The organism is Streptomyces sp. NPDC056480, assembly GCF_042795405.1.
Taxonomy (GTDB): Bacteria; Actinomycetota; Actinomycetes; order Streptomycetales; family Streptomycetaceae; genus Streptomyces.
In genome coordinates this window covers 73,118-96,532 of sequence record NZ_JBHTSA010000009.1, presented here as the reverse complement: position 1 = coordinate 96,532, position 23,415 = coordinate 73,118, and the positions used below count along the sequence as shown (strand labels likewise).

21 protein-coding genes and 2 tRNA genes are annotated in these 23,415 nt (G+C 72.2%); 20 read left to right on the top strand and 3 right to left on the bottom strand.

The window, feature by feature from the left end; translation table 11 throughout:
* The first annotated feature begins 40 nt into the window (after positions 1-40).
* The 4 genes from ACFQ79_RS07225 to ACFQ79_RS07210 all read left to right on the top strand — a co-directional run bounded on the left by ACFQ79_RS07225 (position 41) and on the right by ACFQ79_RS07210 (position 3,931).
* On the top strand, positions 41-562 hold the full coding sequence (locus tag ACFQ79_RS07225) for a hypothetical protein (RefSeq protein WP_383579949.1): 522 nt from the start codon (positions 41-43) through the stop codon (positions 560-562).
* A 115-nt stretch (positions 563-677) separates the two neighbouring features.
* Complete coding sequence (locus ACFQ79_RS07220) at positions 678-1,961, top strand: glutamate-5-semialdehyde dehydrogenase (protein WP_383579948.1); 1,284 nt, start codon at positions 678-680, stop codon at positions 1,959-1,961.
* A gap of 76 nt (positions 1,962-2,037) precedes the next feature.
* Entirely contained in the window at positions 2,038-2,601 is a 564-nt protein-coding gene (locus ACFQ79_RS07215) for a hypothetical protein (RefSeq protein ID WP_383579947.1), read from the top strand.
* A 244-nt stretch (positions 2,602-2,845) separates the two neighbouring features.
* The gene (locus tag ACFQ79_RS07210; RefSeq protein ID WP_383579946.1) at positions 2,846-3,931 is read left to right on the top strand and encodes a hypothetical protein; all 1,086 of its coding nucleotides are present in this window, start codon (positions 2,846-2,848) and stop codon (positions 3,929-3,931) included.
* A 50-nt stretch (positions 3,932-3,981) separates the two neighbouring features.
* Here the strand turns inward: ACFQ79_RS07210 and ACFQ79_RS07205 are convergent, their stop codons facing one another.
* Positions 3,982-5,124 (bottom strand): M48 family metallopeptidase, encoded by a 1,143-nt coding sequence (locus ACFQ79_RS07205; protein ID WP_383579945.1) that lies wholly within the window; start codon positions 5,122-5,124, stop codon positions 3,982-3,984.
* Between the two features lie 128 nt (positions 5,125-5,252).
* Here ACFQ79_RS07205 and ACFQ79_RS07200 point away from each other — a divergent pair, with 128 nt between their 5' ends.
* The 7 genes from ACFQ79_RS07200 (at position 5,253) to ACFQ79_RS07170 (ending at position 9,501) form a co-directional block, all read left to right on the top strand.
* Positions 5,253-5,489, top strand: a complete 237-nt coding sequence (locus ACFQ79_RS07200) for a hypothetical protein (protein ID WP_383579983.1) — start codon at positions 5,253-5,255, stop codon at positions 5,487-5,489.
* Positions 5,490-5,572: 83 nt separating this feature from the next.
* Positions 5,573-5,734, top strand: a complete 162-nt coding sequence (locus ACFQ79_RS07195; RefSeq protein ID WP_015033566.1) for a hypothetical protein — start codon at positions 5,573-5,575, stop codon at positions 5,732-5,734.
* Positions 5,735-5,785: 51 nt separating this feature from the next.
* Positions 5,786-6,406: a nicotinate-nucleotide adenylyltransferase gene (gene nadD, locus ACFQ79_RS07190; RefSeq protein ID WP_361856380.1), complete on the top strand. Its 621-nt coding sequence runs from the start codon at positions 5,786-5,788 to the stop codon at positions 6,404-6,406.
* 19 nt (positions 6,407-6,425) lie between these two features.
* Positions 6,426-8,132 carry an LCP family protein gene (locus ACFQ79_RS07185; RefSeq protein ID WP_383579944.1) on the top strand — a complete coding sequence of 569 codons (1,707 nt, stop codon included), beginning with the start codon at positions 6,426-6,428 and terminating at the stop codon, positions 8,130-8,132.
* A gap of 83 nt (positions 8,133-8,215) precedes the next feature.
* The gene (gene rsfS, locus ACFQ79_RS07180) at positions 8,216-8,683 is read left to right on the top strand and encodes a ribosome silencing factor (RefSeq protein ID WP_037638129.1); all 468 of its coding nucleotides are present in this window, start codon (positions 8,216-8,218) and stop codon (positions 8,681-8,683) included.
* A complete protein-coding gene (locus ACFQ79_RS07175; protein WP_383579980.1) occupies positions 8,680-9,333 on the top strand; it encodes a histidine phosphatase family protein in 654 nt (217 codons plus the stop codon). The genes rsfS and ACFQ79_RS07175 overlap by 4 nt, the downstream gene beginning before the upstream one ends.
* A gap of 95 nt (positions 9,334-9,428) precedes the next feature.
* Positions 9,429-9,501: transfer RNA gene (locus ACFQ79_RS07170), tRNA-Ala, on the top strand.
* Positions 9,502-9,612: 111 nt separating this feature from the next.
* Here the strand turns inward: ACFQ79_RS07170 and ACFQ79_RS07165 are convergent.
* A complete protein-coding gene (locus ACFQ79_RS07165) occupies positions 9,613-10,497 on the bottom strand; it encodes a helix-turn-helix transcriptional regulator (RefSeq protein WP_383579943.1) in 885 nt (294 codons plus the stop codon).
* A gap of 101 nt (positions 10,498-10,598) precedes the next feature.
* Here ACFQ79_RS07165 and ACFQ79_RS07160 point away from each other — a divergent pair, with 101 nt between their 5' ends.
* Together ACFQ79_RS07160 and ACFQ79_RS07155 are read left to right on the top strand one after the other, a co-directional pair.
* Positions 10,599-12,032 carry an MFS transporter gene (locus ACFQ79_RS07160; RefSeq protein WP_383579942.1) on the top strand — a complete coding sequence of 478 codons (1,434 nt, stop codon included), beginning with the start codon at positions 10,599-10,601 and terminating at the stop codon, positions 12,030-12,032.
* 137 nt (positions 12,033-12,169) lie between these two features.
* Complete coding sequence (locus ACFQ79_RS07155; protein WP_017239283.1) at positions 12,170-12,403, top strand: hypothetical protein; 234 nt, start codon at positions 12,170-12,172, stop codon at positions 12,401-12,403.
* Here the strand turns inward: ACFQ79_RS07155 and ACFQ79_RS07150 are convergent.
* Positions 12,382-13,602: a glycosyltransferase 87 family protein gene (locus tag ACFQ79_RS07150; protein ID WP_383579940.1), complete on the bottom strand. Its 1,221-nt coding sequence runs from the start codon at positions 13,600-13,602 to the stop codon at positions 12,382-12,384. The genes ACFQ79_RS07155 and ACFQ79_RS07150 overlap by 22 nt on opposite strands.
* Before the next feature lie 124 nt (positions 13,603-13,726).
* Between ACFQ79_RS07150 and ACFQ79_RS07145 the strand changes: the two genes are divergently transcribed.
* The 7 genes from ACFQ79_RS07145 (at position 13,727) to ACFQ79_RS07115 (ending at position 23,413) form a co-directional block, all read left to right on the top strand.
* Positions 13,727-13,799 (top strand) — tRNA-Ala (locus tag ACFQ79_RS07145).
* 347 nt (positions 13,800-14,146) lie between these two features.
* Positions 14,147-17,023 carry a leucine--tRNA ligase gene (gene leuS / locus ACFQ79_RS07140; protein WP_383579939.1) on the top strand — a complete coding sequence of 959 codons (2,877 nt, stop codon included), beginning with the start codon at positions 14,147-14,149 and terminating at the stop codon, positions 17,021-17,023.
* Between the two features lie 122 nt (positions 17,024-17,145).
* Positions 17,146-17,910 carry a hypothetical protein gene (locus tag ACFQ79_RS07135; RefSeq protein WP_383579937.1) on the top strand — a complete coding sequence of 255 codons (765 nt, stop codon included), beginning with the start codon at positions 17,146-17,148 and terminating at the stop codon, positions 17,908-17,910.
* A 121-nt stretch (positions 17,911-18,031) separates the two neighbouring features.
* Positions 18,032-18,877: a DegV family protein gene (locus ACFQ79_RS07130; protein WP_383579935.1), complete on the top strand. Its 846-nt coding sequence runs from the start codon at positions 18,032-18,034 to the stop codon at positions 18,875-18,877.
* A 492-nt stretch (positions 18,878-19,369) separates the two neighbouring features.
* On the top strand, positions 19,370-20,077 hold the full coding sequence (locus ACFQ79_RS07125) for a helix-hairpin-helix domain-containing protein (RefSeq protein WP_383579933.1): 708 nt from the start codon (positions 19,370-19,372) through the stop codon (positions 20,075-20,077).
* Positions 20,078-20,106: 29 nt separating this feature from the next.
* The gene (locus tag ACFQ79_RS07120) at positions 20,107-22,734 is read left to right on the top strand and encodes a ComEC/Rec2 family competence protein (RefSeq protein ID WP_383579931.1); all 2,628 of its coding nucleotides are present in this window, start codon (positions 20,107-20,109) and stop codon (positions 22,732-22,734) included.
* 55 nt (positions 22,735-22,789) lie between these two features.
* Positions 22,790-23,413 (top strand): winged helix-turn-helix domain-containing protein, encoded by a 624-nt coding sequence (locus ACFQ79_RS07115; protein WP_383579929.1) that lies wholly within the window; start codon positions 22,790-22,792, stop codon positions 23,411-23,413.
* Positions 23,414-23,415: the final 2 nt, after the last annotated feature.

Sequence of the window (23,415 nt, the reverse complement as noted above, 5' to 3'; positions counted from 1 at the left end):
GCGGGTTACAGCACCACACGCATCACACAGGAGGCCGCCGGTGAGACGAGCGCGCCCAGGGGCACCGCCCCGAGGGACTGCCGAACGCGCCCTGACCAGTGTCGAGGCCGGAGCCGACTTCGACGAGGCACGGGACAGGTCCACGGACACCAAGACCGAGACCACCACCGAGACACGCGAGGTTCGCGAGGCACGTGAGGCACGCGCCAAGGAACAGCCCGTGTCCAAACTCTGGCACATCACGCTCAGCGTGTCGGGTGCGGAGTCACCGCTGAAGGAGGTGCGCCGCGGGCTCGAACAACTGGCCCACGACCACCCCTTCCTGCTGACCAGCAGGTATGCCAACGACCACGCCGAGATCCGGTACTGGGAGGAGGCCCGCGACCTGCACGACGCCGCTGCCGTCGCCCTGCGCCTCTGGGGCGAGCACCGGCAGACCGCCAAGCTGCCGCCGTGGGAGATCGTCGGCCTCGAGGTCATCGACCGCGAGACCTACCACCAGCGGATCGCGGAGGGCTACGGCCCACCGCCGGCCGCCCCGGTCGGCGTCCACCCGTACTGAACGGGGGCGCGTTCCGGACGCCTCCGCACGCGGGGGCGTCTCGGAACCGCCCGGCTACGTCTCGGAGTGCGGGATACGTGAGGGATGTCCGCAGGGGTGCCAGTACCCTGCGGGCATGACCTCGCTCACGCCCCTCGACAACCTGTCCCCGGTCACCCGGGCCGCCTACCGGGCCCGTGGCGCCGCCGCCGAAATCGCGCCACTCCCGCGCGCGACCAAGGACGACGCCCTGCTGGCGATCGCGGACGCCCTCGAAGTGCGCACCGCCGAAATCGTCGAGGCCAACGCCGAGGACATCGCCAGGGCCCGCGCGGCCGGGACCAGCGAGGCGATCATCGACCGGCTCACCCTCACCCCCGAGCGCGTCCGGGCCATCGCCGCCGACGTCCGCGACGTGGCCGCGCTGCCCGACCCCGTCGGCGAGGTCGTCCGCGGCTCGACACTGCCCAACGGCATCGACCTGCGCCAGGTCCGCGTCCCGCTCGGCGTCGTCGGCATCATCTACGAGGCCCGCCCCAACGTCACCGTCGACGCCGCCGCCCTCTGCCTCAAGTCCGGCAACGCCGTCCTGCTCCGCGGCTCGTCCTCCGCCTACGCCTCCAACAGCGCCCTGGTGAAGGTCCTGCGCGACGCCGTAGGCGGCGCCGGACTGCCCGCGGACGCCATCCAGCTCGTCCCCGGCGAGTCCCGCGAATCGGTCCGCGAGCTGATGCGCGCCCGCGGCCTGGTCGACGTCCTCATCCCGCGCGGCGGAGCGTCCCTGATCCGGACGGTCGTCGAGGAGTCCACCGTCCCCGTCATCGAGACCGGCACCGGCAACTGCCACGTCTACGTCGACGCCCAGACGGACCTCGACATGGCCGTCGACATCCTGATCAACTCCAAGGCCCACCGGGTCAGCGTCTGCAACGCGGCCGAGACCCTCCTCGTCCACCAGGACATCGCCGCGGCCTTCCTGCCCAGGGCCCTCGACGCGCTCGCCGAGGCCGGCGTCACCGTCCACGCCGACGAGCGGGTCATCGCCTTCGCCGAGGGATCCAAGGCCACCGTCGTCCCGGCCACGCCGGAGGACTGGGAGACCGAGTACCTCTCGTACGACATCGCCGCCGCCGTCGTCGACTCCCTCGACAGGGCCGTCGAGCACATCCGGACCTGGTCCTCCGGTCACACCGAGGCGATCGTGACCACCTCGCAGGCCGCGGCGCGCCGCTTCACCCAGCTGGTCGACTCCACCACGGTCACCGTGAACGCCTCCACCCGGTTCACGGACGGCGGTCAGTTCGGCTTCGGCGCGGAGATCGGCATCTCCACCCAGAAGCTGCACGCCAGGGGCCCCATGGGCCTTCCGGAGCTCACCTCGACCAAGTACATCGTCACCGGCGACGGTCACGTGCGGTAACCACTCCTTTCGGTACGGGCGGGGAGGGTTCGCACTCTCCCTGCCCAAAACCACCTCGCGGGTCTACTCTGAATCCGTGCCGGACGACGTGGGGGGCACGCCGTTCCATGACGGCGGGGACCCTGAGGACTCTGTCGACCGCGGAGGCGCCGACGAGGTCTACGCCGACGTGGTGTTCGACGAGGACTTCGTGCGGGCCGCGACCGTCCACGAACCCACCGCCGTCGAGCGGCTCCTCGCCGCCGCCCAGGCCCGCGCGGAGGCCGAGTCGGCCCGCGCCCGCGCCGGCGGCGGATCGAGCGACGACGACCTCTACGAGGACTTCCACGACTCCTCGGCCCTCACCTACGAGCCGGACGACGTCGGCGACGACGCAAGCCCCTACGGCCGCCACGGCGGCGCCCTGCGCCCCTACCGGGGCAGCGCCCGCTGGCACCGGCCCGTCGCCTGGGTCCTCGCCCTCGTCATGGGGATCGGGATGGTCGCCCTGGCGTTCAGCGCCGTCTACCGGGGCGCGGCCGCCAACCGCCAGGACCAGGTCCCGCCGCCGGCCACGACCGGCGTCGACACGCCGAACCCGAACCCGGCCCCGCCGGCCGCCCACGCGCCTGCGGCACGCTCCGCGTCCCCCACCAAGTAGGCGGCTCCACATCTCCCCGGCGGGCCCGTTCCGCATCCCGGCAGGCCCGTTCCCGTAGCCCCGGCGGGGACACTCCGCGTCCCCCGTGGCACGGTCCGCCGCCGTCCCGGCGCGGTCCGCGTCCCCCGGGCGGCCGAGCCGCACGGCTCCACGGTGGCGCGCACACACCCTGACGGCGGAATTCTTCCGAACTTGTCGTGTACCTGGGCGTTTACCGAAGCCCCCGCGGACCTACCCTGAAGGTATGGCAGGGCGTGGCGACCCGCCTGAGGGGACACCCGAGGGTCTCCCCGGTGGTGAGGACGAGTACAGGTCCGTCGTCTTCGACGAGGCGTTCGTCCGTGCTGCCCACCTCCAGGAGTTCTCGGCCCGGGAGCGGATGGGCGAGCACACCGAGGCCGTCCGCAGCCGCCCGTCGTCCTGGGAGGGCCGGAGCGGCTCCCGCCAGGCCCTCATGCTGGTCCTGCTGATCCTCCTCGCCTTCGGTACGGCCATCTATCTGGGCGTCCGCAACCCCTACCAGCCGCCTGCCGACCAGCGGGCCGAGCCACTGCGGACCACCGTGGTCCCGCTCGCCCCGCAGGGCCCCGTCGTCGGCGGTGCACCCGACCGGCTCTTCGACCACAGCCCGGTTGCCGAGTACCGCACGGGGGCCGCCGGCATCAATCTCCCCGTCGCCGGGCGCACCACCCACTTCGCCGAGAGCCAGGTCGTCACCGCCCTGAGCATCGCCAAGGACTATCTGGTGGCCTCGTCCCTGGAACCCGACGTCCTGTCCGGGGCCACCGTGCGGCCCGCCCGCCTGCTGCTCGACCCCGACCAGCTGGAACAGTTCGACCGGAGCATGGAGGCGCCCGCCGACGACGGCCGGCACGCCCTCGCCGCCTGGCTGGTCCGCTTCGACCCGCGCCAGGCCGTCCTCGCGGACCCCTCGGCCCGCGTCCAGGGCACTCTCCGCTTCGAGGAGACCGGACCCGACACCCTGGACGTCACCGCGGACCACACGTACACCTACGCCCTCCGCCCGGCCGCCCAGGGCGCGGGACCGGTCGCTCAGGCCTCGCTCTTCACGGTCCACCGCGAGGTGCACTTCCGCTTCGACCGCGAGGACCTGCGCATGCACCGGGCCGAGCTGGTGACCAGCACCGTCGAAGCGGGGCCGCAGGCGTGCGGAGCGGACACCACCGGCTCCCTGAAGCCGCTCCTGGCCGGAGCACGGGCCGCCGAGGCGGGCGGCGGACCGCCGGTCACCGACCCGTACGCCACGGCCCGGCCCGCCGCCCCCTCACTGTGCGGAGCGCTGGCACCGAGCGCCCAGCCCTCCCTCTGAGTCCCTGAGCCCTCTGTCCCCGTCTGGAGGGTGCGAGCGCCCCGTTCTCGCTACTGGGCGTCTCCGGTGCCGCTGTCGGGGCCGCTCTTGCCGTCCCCGGTGGTCCCGGTGGTCCCGGTGGCTTCGTCGCTCCCCGCCGCGTCCGGCTTCTTCGGGCCCTGGCCGCCGCCGAAGGCGTTGCGCAGCTTCCCGCCCAGGTCGCCCGCCAGGTCGCCGGCGCCGCCGGCTATGTCGCCGACCAGCTTCAGCAGCGGATCCTTGCTGGTCCGCACGGTGTCGGCGTAGTGCCCCGCCGACTCGCGGAAGGAGTCCGTGACCGAGGTGTCCTTGTCCTCCGAGCGCTTCGGGTAGTGGCCGTCCATGATCCGCTGGAAGTCGCGGCTCTCCGACCACTTCTTCAGCTCCGCCGCCCGGACGGTGGTGAAGGGGTGCGTGCGCGGCAGCACGTTGAGGATCTTGAGGACCGAGTCCCGCAGGTCCCCGGCCTTCTCGTACTCGTCGGCCTGGGCGAGGAACGCGTCCACGTTCATCTCGTGGAGGTGGTTGCCGCCGGCGATCTTCATCAGACCGCGCATCGAGGCCTGCACGTCCTGCCCGACGAGGAGCCCGGCCCGGTCGGCGGAGAGTTCCGACTTGCGGAACCACTCGCGCAGCGCCGTGACGATGGCCATGATCGCGACGTTCCCCAGCGGGATCCAGGCGATCTTGAGCGCGAGACCGGTGAGGAAGAGCAGCACCGTGCGGTACACGGAGTGCCCGGACAGCGCGTGGCCGACCTCGTGGCCGACGACCGCGCGCATCTCCTCCTCGTCGAGGAGCTCCACCAGGCCGGTCGTGACGACGATGATCGGCTCGTCCAGGCCGATGCACATCGCGTTGGGCTTCGGGTCCTGCGTCACGTACATCGGCGGGACCTTCTCCAGGTCCAGGATGTAACAGGCGTCCCGCAGCATGTCGTTGAGATGGCTGAACTGCGCGTCGCTCACCCGGACGGAGTCCGAGAGGAAGAGAAGTCGCAGACTGCGCTCCGGCAGCAGTCCGCTGAGTGCCTTGAAGACCGTGTCGAAGCCGCTGAGCTTGCGCAGCGCCACCAGCGCCGAGCGGTCTGCCGGATGTTCGTAGGCCCGCGAGGAGATGCCGGGGAACCGCTTCCGCTGCCTGCTCGGCACGTTCCCCTGGTCGTTCTCGGTCATGGATGCCCCCTGTTCGTACGAGTCGGTGCTCGTCCCCCTGACGAACCCCAGCCTAGGTGCTGGCGCTACCGTGTGCCGGGGCCTGTGGATAACTCGGGCACCGAGGACGACCGAGGAGCACGACCGACATGCCGGACACCGTCGACACCGCCGCCACCCTGCTCGCGGCCGCCGCGCAGGAGGGGCCGGGTGACACGCTCCGCATCGTGCTGCTGGTCTCGATCGTGGGCGGCGCGCTGCTCGCCTGGTTCCTGCTGCGCGGCTACCGCACCGACGACTCGGGCGACGCCGGCACCGGCGACGGTGCCGCCGGAGGCACCGAAGGCGGCCCGGGCGGCAACACGGACCGTGACGCGAGTGCCTGAGTCGGCGTGAGCCCGTCCGGACCGCCCGCATACGATGTGCGCGAAGTCTCCGCTCCCATCCCCGATCGATAGGTCTGCCGAAGATGAGCCTCCACAGCACCGCCGCCAACCTGGTCACTCTCGCCGAGGGCGCCGAGCACGGCGGCAACCACGACAGCCTCAGCCCCTACCTCACCGGCTTCGGCGCCTTCGGTGCCCTGCTCCTGCTGCTGTGGATCACCACTCGCTTCAACCGCGACCGCTGAACCGGCGACCCTGATCAGGCGTCCGCTGCCGTGCCAGTAGGCTCTGCACGCATGGGAGAGCAGGAAATGCCTACTGGCGGGCGCGGGAAGCGCCGACTCGGCGTGATGGGCGGAACCTTCGACCCGATCCACCACGGACACCTGGTGGCGGCCAGCGAGGTCGCCGCCCTGTTCCACCTGGACGAGGTCGTGTTCGTGCCGACCGGGCAGCCGTGGCAGAAGAGCGACCGCGCCGTGTCGGCGGCCGAGGACCGTTACCTGATGACGGTCATCGCGACGGCCTCCAACCCGCAGTTCTCGGTCAGCCGGATCGACATCGACCGCGGCGGCGCGACCTACACCATCGACACCCTGCGGGACCTGCGCTCCCTCAACAGCGACGCGGACCTCTTCTTCATCACCGGGGCCGACGCGCTGTCGCAGATCCTCACCTGGCGCGACGCCGAGGAACTCTTCTCGCTCGCGCACTTCATCGGCGTCACCCGGCCGGGCCACGACCTCACCGACGACGGACTGCCCAAGGGCGGCGTCTCGCTGGTCGAGGTGCCCGCGCTCGCCATCTCCTCCACCGACTGCCGGGCGAGGGTCGCACAGGGCGATCCCGTCTGGTACCTGGTCCCGGACGGCGTGGTGCGCTACATCGACAAGCGCCAGTTGTACCGCGGCGAGTGAGCTTCGGGGAGGGCCACCGGTGAACGACCAGCAGCATCCGTACGACCCGTACTATCCGCAGCCGCAGATCATCGGCTACGACGAGTACGGGCAGCCGGTGTACCAGCAGCCACAGCAGGGGTACGGGTACGACCCGTACGCCCAGCAGCAGTATCCGGAGCAGCAGCAGTACCAGGAGCAGCCCTCGCAGTACCAGGGGCAGCCCCAGCAGCCCCAGCCGTCCCACGAGCCGCAGTACGACCCGTACGGACAGCAGGGCTACAGCTACCCCTCCTACGACACGGGGCAGCAGTGGGCCGCCCAGCCCGAGGCCGCCGCACCCGTCGCGCCGGCCGCACCCCCCGTGGCGCAGGCCGCGCCTCCCGTGGCACCGGCCGCGCCCGTCGCGGCGCCCGCCGGGGTCCCCGGCCAGCGCCCCGCCTCCGAGCGCTCCGCGCCGGCCCGGCCCGCCCCCGACGACGACCGTGAGTACCGCACCGAGCAGTTCTCGTTCATCGAGGAGCCGGACGAGGACTCCGAGGACGTCATCGACTGGCTGAAGTTCACCGAGAGCCGTTCCGAGCGGCGCGAGGAGGCCAGGCGCCGGGGCCGCAACCGGATCATCGCCCTCGTCGTCGTGCTCGTCCTCGCGGTCGTGGGCGGCGTCGGCTACCTCTGGTCCGCGGGAATGCTTCCCGGGGCGTCCGAGGAGCAGCAGAAGGGGGGCACCGCGACCGGTCCGCAGAAGCGCGACACGATCGTCGTCCACCTCCACGACACCGCGGGAGGCGGGACCTCCACCGTCCTCCTCGTCAACAACACCACCACCCGCCAGGGCACCTCGGTGCTGATCCCCAACTCCGTCGTCGTCGCCGACGGAGAGGGCGCCGCGACCACCCTCGGCAAGTCGGTCGAGGACGACGGGTCCAGCGGGACGCGTGAGGCGATCGGCAACCTCCTCGGCGCACCGATCACCGGCACCTGGCGTCTGGACACGCCGTACCTGGACACCCTCGTCGACCTCGTCAGCGGTATCGAGACGGACACCGACACCGACGTGCCCGACCCGAAGAAGGGCGCCGATCCGCTGGTCAGGAAGGGCGAGAAGCAGTCCCTGAACGGCCGCGCCGCCGTCGCCTACGCGACCTACCGGGGTCCCGGAGAGGCCGAGACCAAGCAGCTCCAGCGCTTCGGCCAGGTCATGTTCGCGGTGCTGCGCAAGATCTCGGACAATCCCGAGTCCGCCACGATGACCGTCGAGAGCCTCACCCAGATCTTCGACCCCTCGCTCTCCGAGAAGGACCTGGGCGCCGCCCTGGCCAAGCTCGCCGAGCACGCCAAGGTCGGCGACTACAAGACGGCCCTGCTGCCGGTGGGCCAGGACGGCACGCTGACCGAGGGCGCGAGCGACAGTGTGGTGAAGGACATCCTGGGCGGAAAGGTCACCGCCCCCGAGGCGGGCGACGTGCCCCGGGTCTCGCTGCGGGACGGCTCCGGCAAGAAGGCGACCGAGGCGGCCCGGATCGTCCTGATCAACGGCGGCTACACCTTCGTGGGCGGCGGCGACGCGGCCACGCAGGAGAAGTCGCAGGTCGTCTACGGTGACGAACTCCAGAAGGCGACGGCGGCCGAGGTGGCCGAGACGCTGGGTCTGCCGGCCGGCTCGGTCACCAAGGGCAAGACCTCGGGAGCGGCCACGGTGACCGTGATTCTGGGCCAGGACTACAAGGTGCCGGAGGGCCCGTAACGGCGCTCCGGAAAACGTTGGCGGGGCCGTCGGCGGTCCGTGAGACCCTGGAGGGGTACTGGACCGCCGACGAAAGCCTGCTTGTGACCGCCACGGATCGTTCCATCGAGCTCGTCAACGCCGCCGCTCAGGCGGCCGCCGACCGGCTCGCGCACGACATCATCGCGTACGACGTCAGCGATGTGCTGTCGATCACCGACGCCTTCCTGCTCGCCTCCGCGCCCAACGACCGCCAGGTCAAGTCGATCGTCGACGAGATCGAGGAGCGCCTCAACAAGGACCTCGGCGCCAAGCCGGTCCGCCGTGAGGGCGACCGCGACGCGCGCTGGATCCTCCTGGACTACGTCGACATCGTCGTCCACGTCCAGCACAGCGAGGAGCGCGTCTTCTACGCGCTCGAGCGCCTGTGGAAGGACTGCCCCGAGCTCGAGCTCCCCGAGGACGCGGCGAAGACCCGCGGCAAGGGCGCCGAGCACGCCGCCCTGACGGGTGTCGACCTCTCCGAGCACGCCGCCGGGCTGCCCGACGGACCGGACGGTGAGCTGAGCTGAGCACCACCAAGGGCGGCACTGGCCGCCGCATCGTTCTCTGGCGTCACGGCCAGACCTCATGGAACCTGGAGCGCCGTTTCCAGGGCTCGACGGACATCGAGCTCACGGAGACCGGCGTCGCCCAGGCGCGCCGCGCAGCCCGGCTGCTCGCCGCGCTGAAGCCGGACGTCATCGTGGCCTCCGACCTGAAGCGGGCGGCTGCCACCGCTGCCGAGCTCGCCGTGCTCACCGGCCACGCCGTCTCCCACGACTCCGCGCTGCGCGAGACGTACGCGGGGGAGTGGCAGGGACTGACCCACGACGAGATCGTGGCGCGGTACGGCGAGCAGTACGCCGCGTGGAAGCGCGGCGAGCCGGTGCGCCGGGGCGGCGGCGAGCTGGAGACCGAGGTGGCCGACCGGGCCGCCCCGGTGGTCCTGGAGCACGCCGACAAGCTTCCCGAGGACGGCACGCTCGTCGTGGTCAGCCACGGCGGCACCATCCGCACCACCATCGGACGGCTCCTCGGTCTGGAGTCCCAGCACTGGGAGAGCCTGGGCGGCCTCTCGAACTGCTGCTGGTCGGTGCTCGGCGAGGGCGCGCGCGGCTGGCGTCTGATGGAGCACAACGCGGGCACGCTGCCCGAGCCGGTCCTCGGCGACGACGACTGAGCCCCACGACCGGCCTGCCGGACCCGGATTTCACTTTCCGGCAGGTCACAGGCTAAAGTTCTTCTTGTTCGCAGCGCAGAGCGTGAAGAACACGAGGGGCTATAGCTCAGTTGGTAGAGCGCCTGCATGGCATGCAGGAGGTCAGGAGTTCAATTCTCCTTAGCTCCACAATCACCGGATCCCGTCCCCAGCAGGGGGCGGGATTCGTCGTTCCCGGGGCCCGTCGGTCGATGAGGTCCGTCGGGAGGTGGGATCGGCCGTTCCGCGGGGTCCGTCGTTCTACGGGGTCCGTCGTTCCGTCATCTCCCGCAGGGACACGAGTCCGTGGCGGCTCTCCTCGTCGTTCGGCGTGTAGGCCACGATCCGGCACTCCGGCATCCCGTTCACCGAGAGGGAGACCGAGGTCAGCCGGACCTCGCCGGTCATGGCGTGCCGGAAGGTCTTCACCCGCGTCCCCGGCGGGACCACGTCGCCGCTGCGCCACAGCCGGGCGAACTCCGGACTGGCCTCCGCCAGGGCCCGTACGAACTCCTCCCAGGCCGGCTCGCCGACATGCCTGCCGTACGCACCCCGCAGCTGGGCCACCATCAGCGGCAGCTCCCGCTTCCGGTCGACCACCGGGCAGGTGGGGCCGGTGTCGCTGAACAGCGCCCACAGCACGTTGCGTATGCCGAACGGACCCGTGTCCAGGTCGTTCCGGCCCTGCCGGAAGAAGAGCAGCTCGTACATGGCGTTGGTCGCGAGCACGTCGTACCGCGCGTTGTAGAGAACCGCCGGGTGCGGGTCCAGGGCGTCGAGGATGCCCTGGATCTCCGGGCTGACCACCGCCACGTCCGAACCCGATCTCTCCGGCGCGTACGGCACCTCGGCCAGGTGGTACAGGTGCTCGCGCTCGGGCCGGTCGAGGCGGAGCGTCCTGGCCACCGCGTCGAGCACCTGCGCCGAGGCGTTGATCGGGCGCCCCTGTTCCAGCCACGTGTACCAGGTGACGCCGACGCCCGAGAGCTGGGCGACCTCCTCGCGGCGCAGCCCGGGCGTGCGGCGGCGGAGCCCCGGGGGCATCCCCACGTCCTCCGGTGTCACCCTGGCCCGGCGGCTGCGCAGGAACGCGGCCAGCTCCGGTCGTCGGCGTCGCTGTGTCGGTACCGCTGCCACGATCGTCACACCCCCATGGTCGAGTCCCCGTGCCGCCGCTGCCAGGTGGTGTCAGTACCAGCATCAGCGGGCTCTCGTTACCCGTATCCGATCGAGGTCACGCTCGGCGTATGACCTCGACCACAACACGTCCCGTACTCAGTAAAGACGGTGGCACCGACAACCGCCCCGGACTGTTGCTCGGCGTGGTCCTCGCCGCCCAGTTCATGGCGCTCCTCGACGTCTTCATCGTCAACGTCGCCGCGCCCACGATCCGTGTCGAGCTCTCCGCGTCCGGAGCCGCGCTCCAGCTCGTCGTCGCCGGATACACCATCGCCTACGCGGTGTTGCTGATCACCGGCGCCCGCCTGGGCGCCCTCGTCGGGCACCGCCGGATGTACCTCGGCGGCCTCGCCCTCTTCACCGCGGCCTCCCTCGCCTGCGGACTCGCCTCCGGAACCGGCCAGTTGATCGCCTTCCGGCTCGCGCAGGGCGCGGGCGCCGCCCTGATGATCCCTCAGGTCCTGAGCCTCATCCAGCGCGAGTTCGCCGGCGAGCGCCGCGTGAAGGCGCTCAGCGCCTACTCCGCGGTCCTGGCCACCGGCGCCGCCGCCGGGCAGGTCGTCGGCGGGATCCTGGTGAGCGCCGACCTCTTCGGCACCGGCTGGCGACCCGTCTTCCTCGTCAACGTCCCCATCGGCATCGCCCTGCTCGTGCTCGGCGCCCGGGTCCTGCCCCGTGACGCCCGGACCGGGGCCACACGCGCGCGTGCCCTCGATCTGCCGGGCCTCGTCCTGCTCGCCGGCGCCGTGTCCCTGCTGACCGTCCCCCTGGTCCTCGGCCAGGAACAGGACTGGCCCCTGTGGTCCTGGCTCTCGCTCGGCGGCTCCCTGGTGCTCCTCGCCCTCTTCGGCACGTACGAGGCGCGGCTCGCCCGCCGCGGCGGCGCCCCGCTCATCGCCCCGCGCGTCCTTCGGCTCCCGGGCATGGGACGGGCCGTCCTCTGGATCGCGGTGTCGATGGGAGTCAACGCCGGCTTCCTGTTCACCCTCACCCTGCATCTGCAGGGCGGGCTCGGCCACAGCGCGCTGCGCGCCGGGCTCACCTTCGGTCCCGCCGCCGTCGTCTTCGGCGCTGTCGGACTGACCTGGCGGCGCTGGCCGGCCCGGCTCCACCGCGCGCTGATCCCGGGCGGATTCCTGCTCGCCGCCGCGGGAGCCCTCGGCGTCGGCGGGCTGCTCGCGGACGGCGGGGCAGGCGGCTGGGGGCTCTATCCGGCCCTGGGGGCGCTCGGCGCCGGGATCTCGCTGGCCTTCAGCCCCGCCCTGACCGGCGCGCTGGCCACCGTACGACCGGAGGACGCGGCCGACGCGAGCGGGCTGCTCGCCACCGTCACCCAGCTCGGCCAGCTCATCGGGGTCGCCGCGTTCGGGACCCTCTTCCTCGCCGCGGCGGACGGATCCGGAGCACAGAACTCCGCCGACGCGCTGTGGACGACCATGATCGCCCTGGCCGTCGCCGCCCTCGCCGGCGCGGTGGCCGGACCGTGGCGTCGAGCACGCTGACCCCCTTGCGGGGCCATGGCAGAATCGGACGGCCGGAGGGGGACGAGGATCCGGACGGGAGGGTGGCCCAAGTGCTCGGCGACAACGGCGGGGTGTCCTATGGGTGCACGGCCTGCGGCCACAGCTGGAGCTGACTGATGGGTGCACACAGGCGGAAATGCGACTGGTGCGGCAGCGGCACGCCCATCGTGCGCGACATGGACCCCGTCAACACGGGGTTCCAGTACTGGTGCGAGGAGTGCGCGCGGGCGCTGATCATAAAAGGCGACCCCATCGAGACGTACCGCGAGCTGGAGGGGGAGCCGATCTACGGCCGGCTCCTCGACGAGCACTGCACCCTCAAGCGGTTCTACTCCTTCGCCACGGCCTGACGCCGCAGCGTCAGCACGTACCCCACGAGCAGGGCCAGGGTCGTCAGCGGATAGACAGCGGACAGCACCATCTGACCGGCGTTCTGGTCCAGTTCCGGACGGCCCGGGTCGTGCGGAACCCACCACAGCGCGAACGAGGCGAAGGCCAGGGCCACCGCCCCCGTCACCGGCCACGTGCGCGTGGCGCGGTCCGCGAGCAGGATCAGCAGGGGCACACACCAGACCCAGTGGTGGGACCAGGAGATCGGGCTGATCATCAGCGCCGTGAACGCGCAGACGATCACCGCCACCGCCTTGTCCCCGCGCACCGCGGCCCGCACCGCGAGGACCATCGCCACGCCGCCCAGGACGGCCGCCGTCACCGCCCACCACAGGCCCGGGTCGTCGGTGTGCATCATCCGGGCCAGGACCCCGCGGATCGACTGGTTGGCGGTCTCCTCGGCGAAGCCCACCCGGCCGGTCTCGAACAGCGTCTCCGTCCAGAACCGCTTCGAGTCCGCCGGCAGCACGAGCGCCACGGCCAGCGTCGTCGCCAGGAACACCCCGGTCGCCGTGACCGCCGTGCGCAGCCAGGTGTTCCAGCTCCGGTCCCGGCGCCACAGCAGTACGCCCGCGACGAGCAGCAGGACCACGAAGAGCCCCGGTGTGAGCTTCACCGCGGTCGCCAGGCCGATGCCCAGGCCGGCCCAGCGGCTGTCCCGGCGCCGGGTGAGATCCCAGAGCACCGCCACCGCTATCAGCAGGTTGATCTGGCCGTACCGCAGGGTCGTCCACACCGGCTCGCACCAGACCACCACCGCGGAGACCCACAGTGTCGTACGCCACAGGTCCGTACGCGACAGCGTGGGGCGGACCAGCTGGAGTGACAGCTGCACCAGCGCGACCACCAGGAGCAGGTTCCCCGCGGTGGCGAGCGTCCGCATCACGGGCACGCTCACCAGGGTCAGCGGGACGAACAGCAGGGCCGCGAAGGGCGGGTAGGTCATGCCGAGGTTCGCCGAGGTCGCGCGCATCGCGTACAGATCACCGCCCGCGCGGACCGTCTCGCCCTCGGCCCGGTAGACCATCACGTCGAGCATGTTCACGTGGGCGAGGCGTTGCGCCACCCAGAAGGCCACGAACGAGAGCAGGCATATCGCCGCGGCGGTGGCCAGGGGCCAGGGCCGGGCGCGGGTCTTGGAGAGCACGGAGACGGACACAGTCGGCGACCCTACCCGGCAGGTCAGGAGGGCTCCGAGAATCGATTTGGAGATCTGCCGGGGAGCCGGTTAATGTTCTGTCTGTCGCCGCGAGGGAAACCGAAACGGAGACGGAAACAAGCAAGGGGCTATAGCTCAGTTGGTAGAGCGCCTGCATGGCATGCAGGAGGTCAGGAGTTCAATTCTCCTTAGCTCCACAGAGAAGAAGCGGGTCACCCGGATCGGGTGGCCCGCTTCTTCGTTGTCCGGCTTCTGCGTCAGGCTTCAGGCGTCAGGCTTCAGGCGTCTACGTCCGGCTTCCGCGTCCGGCTGCACTCGCCGCGACTCCGCTCCGTGGAACGTCGGTGCGGCCCGCTCGGGCCCTGCGGTACCCTGGCGCCATGCGTGCCGTACGCCTTCTGCTTACCGAGCCGCGCTGATCAGTCCCGGCGGATGACAGACATCCGCCGGAGTCGGCGCGGCGTCCCCTCCTGTGCGAGGGGTTTTTTCATTTCACGGCAGTCCGTGGCAGTGGGCAGAGACGATCGATGGAGCTTCAAGGACCATGACCGAGATCAATACGGCCGCCGAGACGGCGGCCCCGCATCGCTACACGGCGGCCATGGCCGCCGACATCGAGGCACGCTGGCAGGACTTCTGGGACGCCGAGGGCACGTACGAGGCCCCGAACCCCACCGGTGACCTGGCGGGCGACCCCGCGATCGCCGCCCGGCCCAAGAAGTTCATCATGGACATGTTCCCGTACCCCTCGGGTGCGGGCCTGCACGTCGGCCACCCGCTCGGCTACATCGCCACGGACGTCTTCGCCCGCCACGCGCGCATGACCGGCCACAACGTGCTGCACACCCTGGGCTTCGACGCCTTCGGCCTGCCGGCCGAGCAGTACGCCGTGCAGACGGGCACGCACCCGCGTGTGTCCACCGAGGCCAACATGGAAAACATGAAGGTCCAGCTGCGCCGGCTGGGCCTGGGCCACGACAAGCGCCGGTCGTTCGCCACGATCGACCCGGAGTACTACAAGTGGACCCAGTGGATCTTCCTGCAGATCTTCAACTCCTGGTACGACGGCGAGGCCGGCAAGGCCCGTCCGATCGCCGAGCTGATCGCGCAGTTCGAGAACGGAACGCGTGAGGTTCCCGGCACCACGCGCGCGTGGAGCGAGCTGACCGCCGCCGAGCGCTCCGACGTCCTGGGCGAGTACCGCCTGGCGTACGCCTCCGACGCGCCCGTCAACTGGTGCCCCGGCCTGGGCACGGTCCTGGCCAACGAGGAGGTCACCGCCGACGGCCGCTCCGAGCGCGGCAACTTCCCCGTCTTCAAGTCCAAGCTGCGCCAGTGGAACATGCGGATCACCGCCTACGCGGACCGCCTGCTCGACGACCTGGACGCGCTGGACTGGCCCGAGGCCATCAAGCTGCAGCAGCGGAACTGGATCGGCCGCTCCGAGGGCGCCCGCGTCGACTTCCAGGTCGGCGGCACCGGCGCCATCACCGTCTTCACCACCCGCCAGGACACCCTGTTCGGCGCCACCTACATGGTCCTGGCCCCCGAGCACGACCTGGTCGAGAAGATCGTCCCGGCCGGCTGGCCCGAAGGCACCCACGACGTGTGGACCGGCGGACACGCCACCCCGTCCGAGGCCGTCGACGCCTACCGCAAGCAGGCCGCCTCCAAGTCCGACGTCGAGCGGCAGGCCGACGCCAAGGAGAAGACCGGCGTCTTCACCGGCGCGTACGCGACCAACCCGGTCAGCGGCGAGCAGGTACCGGTCTTCATCGCCGACTACGTCCTGATGGGCTACGGCACCGGCGCCATCATGGCCGTCCCCGCGCACGACAGCCGCGACTTCGCCTTCGCGCGCGCCTTCGAGCTGCCGATGCGGTGTGTCGTCGAACCGAGCGACGAGCGCGGCACCGACCCGTCGACCTGGGACGACGCCTTCTCCTCGTACGAGGCCAAGCTGGTCAACTCCTCCAACGGGGACGTGGCGCTCGACGGCCTGGGCGTCGTCGACGCCAAGGCCAGGATCACCGACTGGCTGGCCGAGCGCGGCATCGGCGAGGGCACCGTCAACTTCCGGCTGCGCGACTGGCTGTTCAGCCGCCAGCGCTACTGGGGCGAGCCCTTCCCGATCGTCTACGACGAGGACGGCGTCGCCCACTCGCTGCCCGAGTCGATGCTGCCGCTGGAGCTGCCGGAGGTCGAGGACTACTCCCCGCGCACCTTCGACCCTAACGACGCGGACACCCGCCCGGAGACCCCGCTGTCCCGCAACGAGGACTGGGTCAACGTGACCCTGGACCTCGGTGACGGCGCCGGCCCGCGCCCGTACCGCCGCGAGACCAACACCATGCCCAACTGGGCCGGTTCCTGCTGGTACGAGCTGCGCTACCTGGACCCGCGCAACTCCGAGCAGCTGGTCGACCCCGCCGTCGAGCAGTACTGGATGGGCCCGCGCGAGGGCATGCCCACCGGCGGCGTCGACCTGTACGTCGGCGGCGCCGAGCACGCCGTGCTGCACCTGCTGTACGCCCGGTTCTGGTCCAAGATGCTGTTCGACCTGGGCCACATCTCCTCGGCCGAGCCGTTCCACAAGCTCTACAACCAGGGCATGATCCAGGCCTTCGTCTACCGCGACGAGCGCGGCATCGCCGTCCCGGCGGCCGAGGTCGAGGAGCGCGACGGCGGCTTCTGGTACCAGGGCGAGAAGGTCAGCCGCGTCCTGGGCAAGATGGGCAAGTCCCTGAAGAACGCCGTGACGCCGGACGAGATCTGCTCCGAGTACGGCGCCGACACCCTGCGCCTGTACGAGATGGCGATGGGCCCGCTGGACGTGTCGCGTCCCTGGGACACGCGCGCGGTGATCGGCCAGTACCGGCTGCTGCAGCGGCTGTGGCGCAACATCGTCGACGAGTCGACCGGCGAGGTCACCGTCGTCGACACCGAGGCCGACGAGGACACGCTGCGCGCCCTGCACAAGGCGATCGACGGCGTCGCCCAGGACATGGTCGCGATGCGCTTCAACACCGCCATCGCCAAGATCACCGAGCTGAACAACCACCTGACGAAGTCCGGCGGTGCGCTCTCCCGGTCGGTCGCCGAGCAGCTGGTCCTGCTGGTCGCCCCGCTGGCCCCGCACATCGCGGAGGAGCTGTGGCGCAGGCTGGGCCACAGCGACTCGGTGGTCCACCAGGGCTTCCCGGTCGCCGACCCGGCGTACGTCGTCGACGAGACCGTGACCTGCGTCGTGCAGATCAAGGGCAAGGTCAAGGCCCGCCTGGAGGTCGCCCCGTCGATCACCGACGCGGAGCTCGAGACGCTGGCGCTGGCCGACCCGCACGTGGTCGCGGCACTGGGCGGCGCGGAGATCCGCAAGGTGATCGTGCGGGCGCCGAAGCTGGTCAACATCGTCGCCGGCTGACGCACATAGGGATTTCCCCTACGGGCAGGTTGGGGGTTCCGATGGAACCCCTGGCCTGCCCGTTCCGTTTACCGTGGAGGAACCACATCCGTGGGGACCGGACGGACGCCGGAGGGGCGCACATGGAAGCCGCGATTATCACGATCATGGCGCTGCTCTTCTTGTCCTTCGTGGCGCTGGGGGTCTACGCCACGGTGAAGACGGTCAAGGCCGCCAAGCGCGGCGTGGACCGCACCATCGACCAGGCACGCCGCACCGTCGAGGACACCACGCTGCGGGCCAAGAGCTTCGGCCAGACCGGGACGGCGGGCGAGCTGGCCCGACTGCGGCTCTCGCTGCGCACCTCGATGCGCGCCACCCAGGAGGCCCTGCAGGCCGGGGTGGGCGAGGACGCGTCGCTGAAGGAGTCGCTCGAGCTGTTCCACCGGCTCAGCGCGCACGGGCTCGAACTGGACGAGGACCTCAAGCGTCTCGAGCGGGAGCCCGACCGGTCCTGGGTGGCCGGACAGCTCACCGAACTCACCGCGCGGACCGAGCGGATCACCAGCTCGGCCGACGCACTGCGCAGGGCGGCCCGGGAGCGGGCCCTCAGGTTCGCCGAGGACGACCTGTCGTCGCTCAGCGCCCAGATCGACGTCGAGGCGGGTGCGCTGCGGCACTGGACGACGACGGATCCGGAGACCACCCCCGGGACCTCCGGGACCGGCGGCGTGTCGGGGACGGTGCCCGGGGCGGCTTCCGGGAGCTCGGTACCGGGTGGTCAGGGTGCCGCCTCCGGGAGTTCGCGGTCGGCAGCCGGCGGCGAGCCGCCCGCGATCACGGCGCCCGACCCCCGGCTGACCTCCTATCCGTGGGAGAAGTCCGCCCGCCCGGAGACCACCACCTGACGGAGACGCGGACGAGGAGGCCCGGCCGGGCTCCGGCCGGGCCGGGCGCTCGGTGGTGTCCGAGTGCTCACGACGGGGGCCGGGCTGCCGCGCGCCGGTCTCGGCGGGTAACCTCCCGCTCATGTCCCGGCATGTCGCGATCGTCACCGATTCCACGGCCTACCTGCCACACCAGACCAGGGAGCGGCACGCCATCACCACGGTCCCGCTGACCGTCGTCATCGGCGACCGCGCCCTCGAGGAGGGCACCGAGGTCTCGGCCAAGGCGCTCGTCGAGGCCCTGCAGAAGAAGCGGGCCGTCACCACCTCGCGGCCCAGTCCCGAGATCTTCGCCGAGGCCTACCGCGAGGCCGCGGAAGCCGGCGCGGAGGGCGTCGTCTCCCTCCACCTCTCCGCCGAGGTCTCCGGGACCTACGACGCGGCCGTGCTCGCCGCGAAGGACGCTCCGGTGCCCGTGCGGGTCGTCGACACCCGGATGATGGGCATGGCGCTGGGCTTCTGCGCCCTCGCGGCGGCCCAGGTCGCCGAGGCCGGCGGATCGCTCGACGAGGCCGTCGCGGCCGCCGAGAAGCGCGCCGCGGGCACCTCCGCCTACTTCTACGTCGACACCCTGGACTATCTGCGCCGCGGCGGGCGCATCGGCGCCGCGCAGGCGCTGCTCGGCTCCGCGCTCGCGGTGAAGCCGCTCCTCGAACTCGACGGCGGACGGATCGAGCTGCGGGAGAAGGTGCGGACGGCCTCGAAGGCCATCGCCCGGCTCGAGGAGATCGCCGTGGAACGCGCCGGCTCCGGCCCCGTCGACATCGCCGTCCACCATCTCTCCGCGCCCGAGCGGGCCGCCGCGCTCGCCGACCGGCTGAAGGAGCGGGTGCCCGGAGTGGCTGAGCTGCATGTCAGCGAGGTGGGAGCGGTCATCGGGGCCCATACGGGGCCCGGGCTGCTCGCGGTCGTCGTCTCGCCGCGCTGAGTCCGAACACGGGTCCGTCATCCGGGGCTGTCCCCCGGAGGAGTGACGGAGTTCTCCACAGCGTGGGCCCTGTCCACGGAACGTGGGTGAGTCCCGCACGGTGCGGCGGTGATTCCTACCGTCGTCCGCATGACTCTTCGTCCACGTATCTCATCGACGACCTCCGGCGCTCTCGGCACGACGGGCGCTCCGACCAGCGGCCCCGGCAGGACGCCGGGCTCCGACGGGAGGAGCCGTCCCGGAGCGCGTGGTGCGCCTCCTGGGCGGGTCAGGAGGCGCACCCGGGTGAGGAGGGCCGAGGCGGTTCCCGAGGCTGTCGTACGGCGGCGTGGGGACGAGCTGTTCCCGGCTGCGGCGACAGGGGTGGCGGCGTCAGCGGAGGAGGCGGCCGCGGCGGAGGCGCACGAGGGTGCGGATCCGGAGGAGCGGGGTTCTCCGTCGGGGGTACGGGATCGGGGTTCGCCGCCCGGGGCGCGGGCGCGGTTCGCGGCTGTGCTGCGTGACCGGACCCCGGTGTGGGTGCAGACGCGGATCGGTCTCGAACCGAGGGCGCTGGCCGCGCTGACGGTGGTGCTGGTCGTGGCCGCGGGTCTCGCGGGCGGCTACTTCTGGACGGGGCGGCCGGAGCCGGTGCGTGCCCCGGAGCTCGTTCGAGCCGCGCCGATCGCCGCCGCACCCGCCGTACCCGTGGGGTCCGGGACGCGGTCCGGTCCGGGGGCCGGTCCGGGATCTGGCGCTGGTGGGGCGCGGGTGATCGTGGATGTCGGGGGCAAGGTGCGCAGGCCGGGAGTGCTGACGTTGCCGGCCGGCTCGCGGGTGGCGGACGCCCTGCGGGCCGCGGGCGGGGCGAAGCCCGACGCCGATCTCACCGGACTCAACCGGGCCCGTGTGCTGTTCGACGGCGAGCAAATTCTCGTCGGGCTGCCGGGGATGCCGGCCGGGGGCTCAGGTCTCGGCTCCGGCGGCGGATCGGGTTCGGGTGGTGGCGCCGGCGGGGGTCTGCCGGCGGTGCCGTTGAGCCTCAGCACGGCCACGGTCGAGCAGCTCGACACGCTGCCGGGCGTGGGTCCGGTCCTTGCCCGGCACATCGTCGACCATCGTGCGGAGCACGGCGGTTTCAGGTCGGTCGGTGAGCTGCGGGAGGTCAACGGCATCGGGGAGCGGCGGTTCGCCGAACTCGAACGGCTGGTGCGGCCGTGAAGCCGGGCGGGACGGCGGCGGACGAGGCGATGTCGGACGAACCGACGTCGGACGAACCGATGTCGGGCGGGACGGCGGCGGACGAGCAGGCGGCGGACGGGCGTGGAGTGCGGGCGCCCGTGGGGGAGGAGGGGCCGGCCGATCTTCGGCTCGTGCCGCTCGCGGTGGCCGTGTGGGTGGCGGCGGCGATCGCGGTGGGGGTTCCCGGGTGGTGGACGGTGGCGGGAGTCGTGGTCTGTCTGGTGGGAGGCGGTCTCCTCCTGACGCCCGTGGTGGCGCGCTGGTTCGGCGGGACCGCCTGGCCCGGCGAGAGGGCCGAGGCGACGGAAGCGCCGACCTGGCGGGGGACACCGGGGTGGCGGTTACGGGCAACGGCGTTCGCCGGGGTCCTGCTCTGTGCCGCCGCCGGGGCCGCGTCGGCCGGGCTGCACACGGCGGATCTGCGGCGCGGTCCCGTACCGGCGCTGGCACGGGAGTACGCGCGGGCGGAGCTGGAGGTGACGGTGACCTCGGATCCCCGGCTGACCCGGCCCCGGGTGCGGGGCAGCGAGACGGTGCCGGTCACCGTCGTCCTGGACGGCGAGGTGACCCGCGCCGAGCGGGCGGACGGGACCGTCCACCGGACGAGGGCGCCGGTGCTGCTGATCGTGCCGCCCGGGGAGGGGCGGGCGGAGTGGCTGCGGCTGCTGCCCTCCACGCGGCTGAGGGTGGGTGCCCGGCTCGCGCCGCCCTCGCACCCCGGCGATCCCTTCGCGGCGGTGCTCAAGGTCGGCGGTGGGGGACCGCCTCGGATCGTCGGCCCGCCGAGCGCGCTGCAGCGGACGGCGGGGGAGCTGCGCGCCGGCCTGCGGCGGGCGACGGACGGCCTCGATCCGGACGCGCGGGCCCTGTTGCCCGGTCTGGTCGTCGGGGACACCTCGCGGATCGGGGCCGACCTGCGGGACGCTTTCGTGGCCACCGATCTCACCCACCTGCTCGCCGTCTCGGGAAGCAATCTGTCCGTCGTCCTGCTTCTGCTGGTCGGCCGTCCCGGGCGGGCGCATCAGGTGGAGCGCGGTGGGCTCGCGCCCAGGCTGGGGATGTCGCTGCGGGTCACGGCGGTGGCCGGGGGAGCGCTCACGCTCGCCTTCGTGGTGGTCTGCCGGCCCGACCCGAGTGTGCTGCGCGCCGCGGCCTGCGGGCTTGTCGTGCTGCTCGCCATCGCCACCGGCCGGCGGAGATCGCTGATCCCCGCGCTGGCAGCCGCCGTACTGCTCCTGGTGCTGTACGACCCGTGGCTCGCGCGGAGTTACGGATTCCTGCTCTCGGTCCTCGCCACCGGGGCACTGCTGACGCTGGCACCACGCTGGAGCGAGGCGCTGCGGCGGCGTGGGGTGCCCGACCGTCTGGCGGAGGCGTTGGCGGCGTCCCTGGCGGCGCAGGCGGTGTGCGCCCCTATCGTGGTGGTCTTCGCGGCGCGGGTGAGCCTGGTGGCGATCCCGGCGAACCTGTTCGCCGAGTTCGCGGTGGCGCCCGCGACGGTGTTCGGCTTCGCCGCGCTCGCCGTGGCGGCGGTCTGGATGCCGGCCGCGGAGGGGCTGGCGTGGGTGGCGGGGTGGCCGGCCGGGTGGATCGCGCGGGTGGCCCGTACGGGTGCCGAGCTGCCGGGGGCTGAGCTGGGCTGGCCCGGTGGGTGGTGGGGCGGGTTCGCTCTCGCCCTGGTGACCGGGGTGGTGGTCCTCGCAGCACGCGGACTGCCGTACCGGAGGCCGGTCGCCGGACTCGTCGTCGTACTGCTGCTGCTCGTGGTGGTGCGGCCGGTGCCGCTGACGCGGTGGGTCACCGGATGGCCGCCGCGGGGCTGGGTGTTCGCGATGTGTGAGGTCGGGCAGGGGGATGCGACGGTCCTCGCGGCGGGCGGGGACGCGGCGGTCGTGGTGGACGCGGGCCCCGACCCCGTACCGGTGGACCGGTGTCTGCGGGAGCTCGGGGTGCGCAGGGTGCCGTTGCTGGTGCTGACCCACTTCCACGCGGACCATGTGGCCGGGTTGCCCGGGGTGTTGCGGGGGCGGTCGGTGGGGGCGATCCAGACGACGGTTCTCGAGGAACCGCCGGCCCAGGCGGCGTTCGTACGGAGGACGGCGGCGGCCGCGGGGGTGCCGCTGATCCGCGCGGGGCCGGGGGAGCGGCGCAGGATCGGCGGGCTGGAGTGGACCGTGCTCTGGCCGACGTCAGGTGGGGCGGTGGCCGGCGTCGGTGGGGCCGTCGGCGGGGCGGCCGGGGGCGGGCGGGCGGCGGCGGGCTCAGGTGGGGCGAACGACGCCAGTGTCGCGCTGCTCGTCAGGGCCGCCGGTGGGCTGACGCTGTTGCTGCTCGGTGATCTGGAGCCGCCGGCCCAGCGGGGGCTGCTGCGGGCTCATCCGGGGCTCGGTCCGGTGGACGTGCTCAAGGTCGCCCACCATGGCTCCGCGCATCAGGACCCGGGGCTGATACGGGCCGTGCGGCCGCGGCTCGCGCTGGTGTCGACGGGGCGGGACAACCCGTACGGGCATCCCTCGCCCCGGACGGTGGAGTCGTTGCGGGCCGGTGGGGCGCGGGTGCTGCGGACGGACCGTGACGGTGCGATCGCGGTCGTCGGGGCGGGGCCGGGACTCGCGGCCGTGCCGGGGGGAGGGTGACCCGCCGACGAAGAGAACTCTTGTAAAGAAGTCTTTCTAAAGATACCTTTTCATCATGCCGGAGGAGATCATCGACCCGCAGCCCGAGGGCGAGCAGCCCCGCAGTATCCGACTCACCGACCCGCGCGCCCTGCGCGCCTACGCCCACCCTCTGCGGATGTCGCTGGTGGGGCTGCTGCGGAGCAGCGGCCCCTTCACCGCCACCCGGGCCGCCGAACTGACCGGCGAGTCCGTGGCCAGCTGCTCCTACCACCTGCGGATACTCGCCAAGTACGGGCTCGTGGAGGAGGCGCCGGGCGGCCGGGGACGGGAGAAGCCGTGGCAGGCCACGGCCCGGTACACGGAGTGGCCGGAGTACAGCGAGGACCCGTCGATCGCCCAGGCGGCCGACGCGCTGAGCGCCGCCGTCGCCGAGCGGTACTTCGAGCGGGTCGCCCGGGCCATGGCGAACCGGCACCGGCTGCCGAGGGAGTGGCAGGAGGCCGAGCAGTTCGGCGACTCGCTGCTCCATCTCACCCACGAGGAGCTCGCCGACCTCGGCGCGCGCGTCGACGCGCTGTTCCGGCCCTACGAGGCCCGGTCCTCCGACCCGTCCCTCCGCCCGGAGGGCGCCAGGCCCGTCAGCGTCCTGCGGATCGCGTACCTGGATCTGGACGTCCCCGACAGCGAGAAGGAGTGAGC

Bases quoted from the DNA above. Each gene is read 5' to 3' on its own strand.
- ACFQ79_RS07220 (WP_383579948.1), top strand. From the start codon at position 678: ATGACCTCGCTCACGCCCCTCGACAACCTGTCCCCGGTCACCCGGGCC.
- ACFQ79_RS07210 (WP_383579946.1), top strand. From the start codon at position 2,846: ATGGCAGGGCGTGGCGACCCGCCTGAGGGGACACCCGAGGGTCTCCCC.
- ACFQ79_RS07205 (WP_383579945.1), bottom strand. From the start codon at position 5,124: ATGACCGAGAACGACCAGGGGAACGTGCCGAGCAGGCAGCGGAAGCGG.
- ACFQ79_RS07200 (WP_383579983.1), top strand. From the start codon at position 5,253: ATGCCGGACACCGTCGACACCGCCGCCACCCTGCTCGCGGCCGCCGCG.
- ACFQ79_RS07195 (WP_015033566.1), top strand. From the start codon at position 5,573: ATGAGCCTCCACAGCACCGCCGCCAACCTGGTCACTCTCGCCGAGGGC.
- nadD (WP_361856380.1), top strand. From the start codon at position 5,786: ATGGGAGAGCAGGAAATGCCTACTGGCGGGCGCGGGAAGCGCCGACTC.
- ACFQ79_RS07160 (WP_383579942.1), top strand. From the start codon at position 10,599: ATGACCTCGACCACAACACGTCCCGTACTCAGTAAAGACGGTGGCACC.
- ACFQ79_RS07155 (WP_017239283.1), top strand. From the start codon at position 12,170: ATGGGTGCACACAGGCGGAAATGCGACTGGTGCGGCAGCGGCACGCCC.
- leuS (WP_383579939.1), top strand. From the start codon at position 14,147: ATGACCGAGATCAATACGGCCGCCGAGACGGCGGCCCCGCATCGCTAC.
- ACFQ79_RS07135 (WP_383579937.1), top strand. From the start codon at position 17,146: ATGGAAGCCGCGATTATCACGATCATGGCGCTGCTCTTCTTGTCCTTC.
- ACFQ79_RS07130 (WP_383579935.1), top strand. From the start codon at position 18,032: ATGTCCCGGCATGTCGCGATCGTCACCGATTCCACGGCCTACCTGCCA.
- ACFQ79_RS07120 (WP_383579931.1), top strand. From the start codon at position 20,107: ATGTCGGACGAACCGACGTCGGACGAACCGATGTCGGGCGGGACGGCG.
- ACFQ79_RS07115 (WP_383579929.1), top strand. From the start codon at position 22,790: ATGCCGGAGGAGATCATCGACCCGCAGCCCGAGGGCGAGCAGCCCCGC.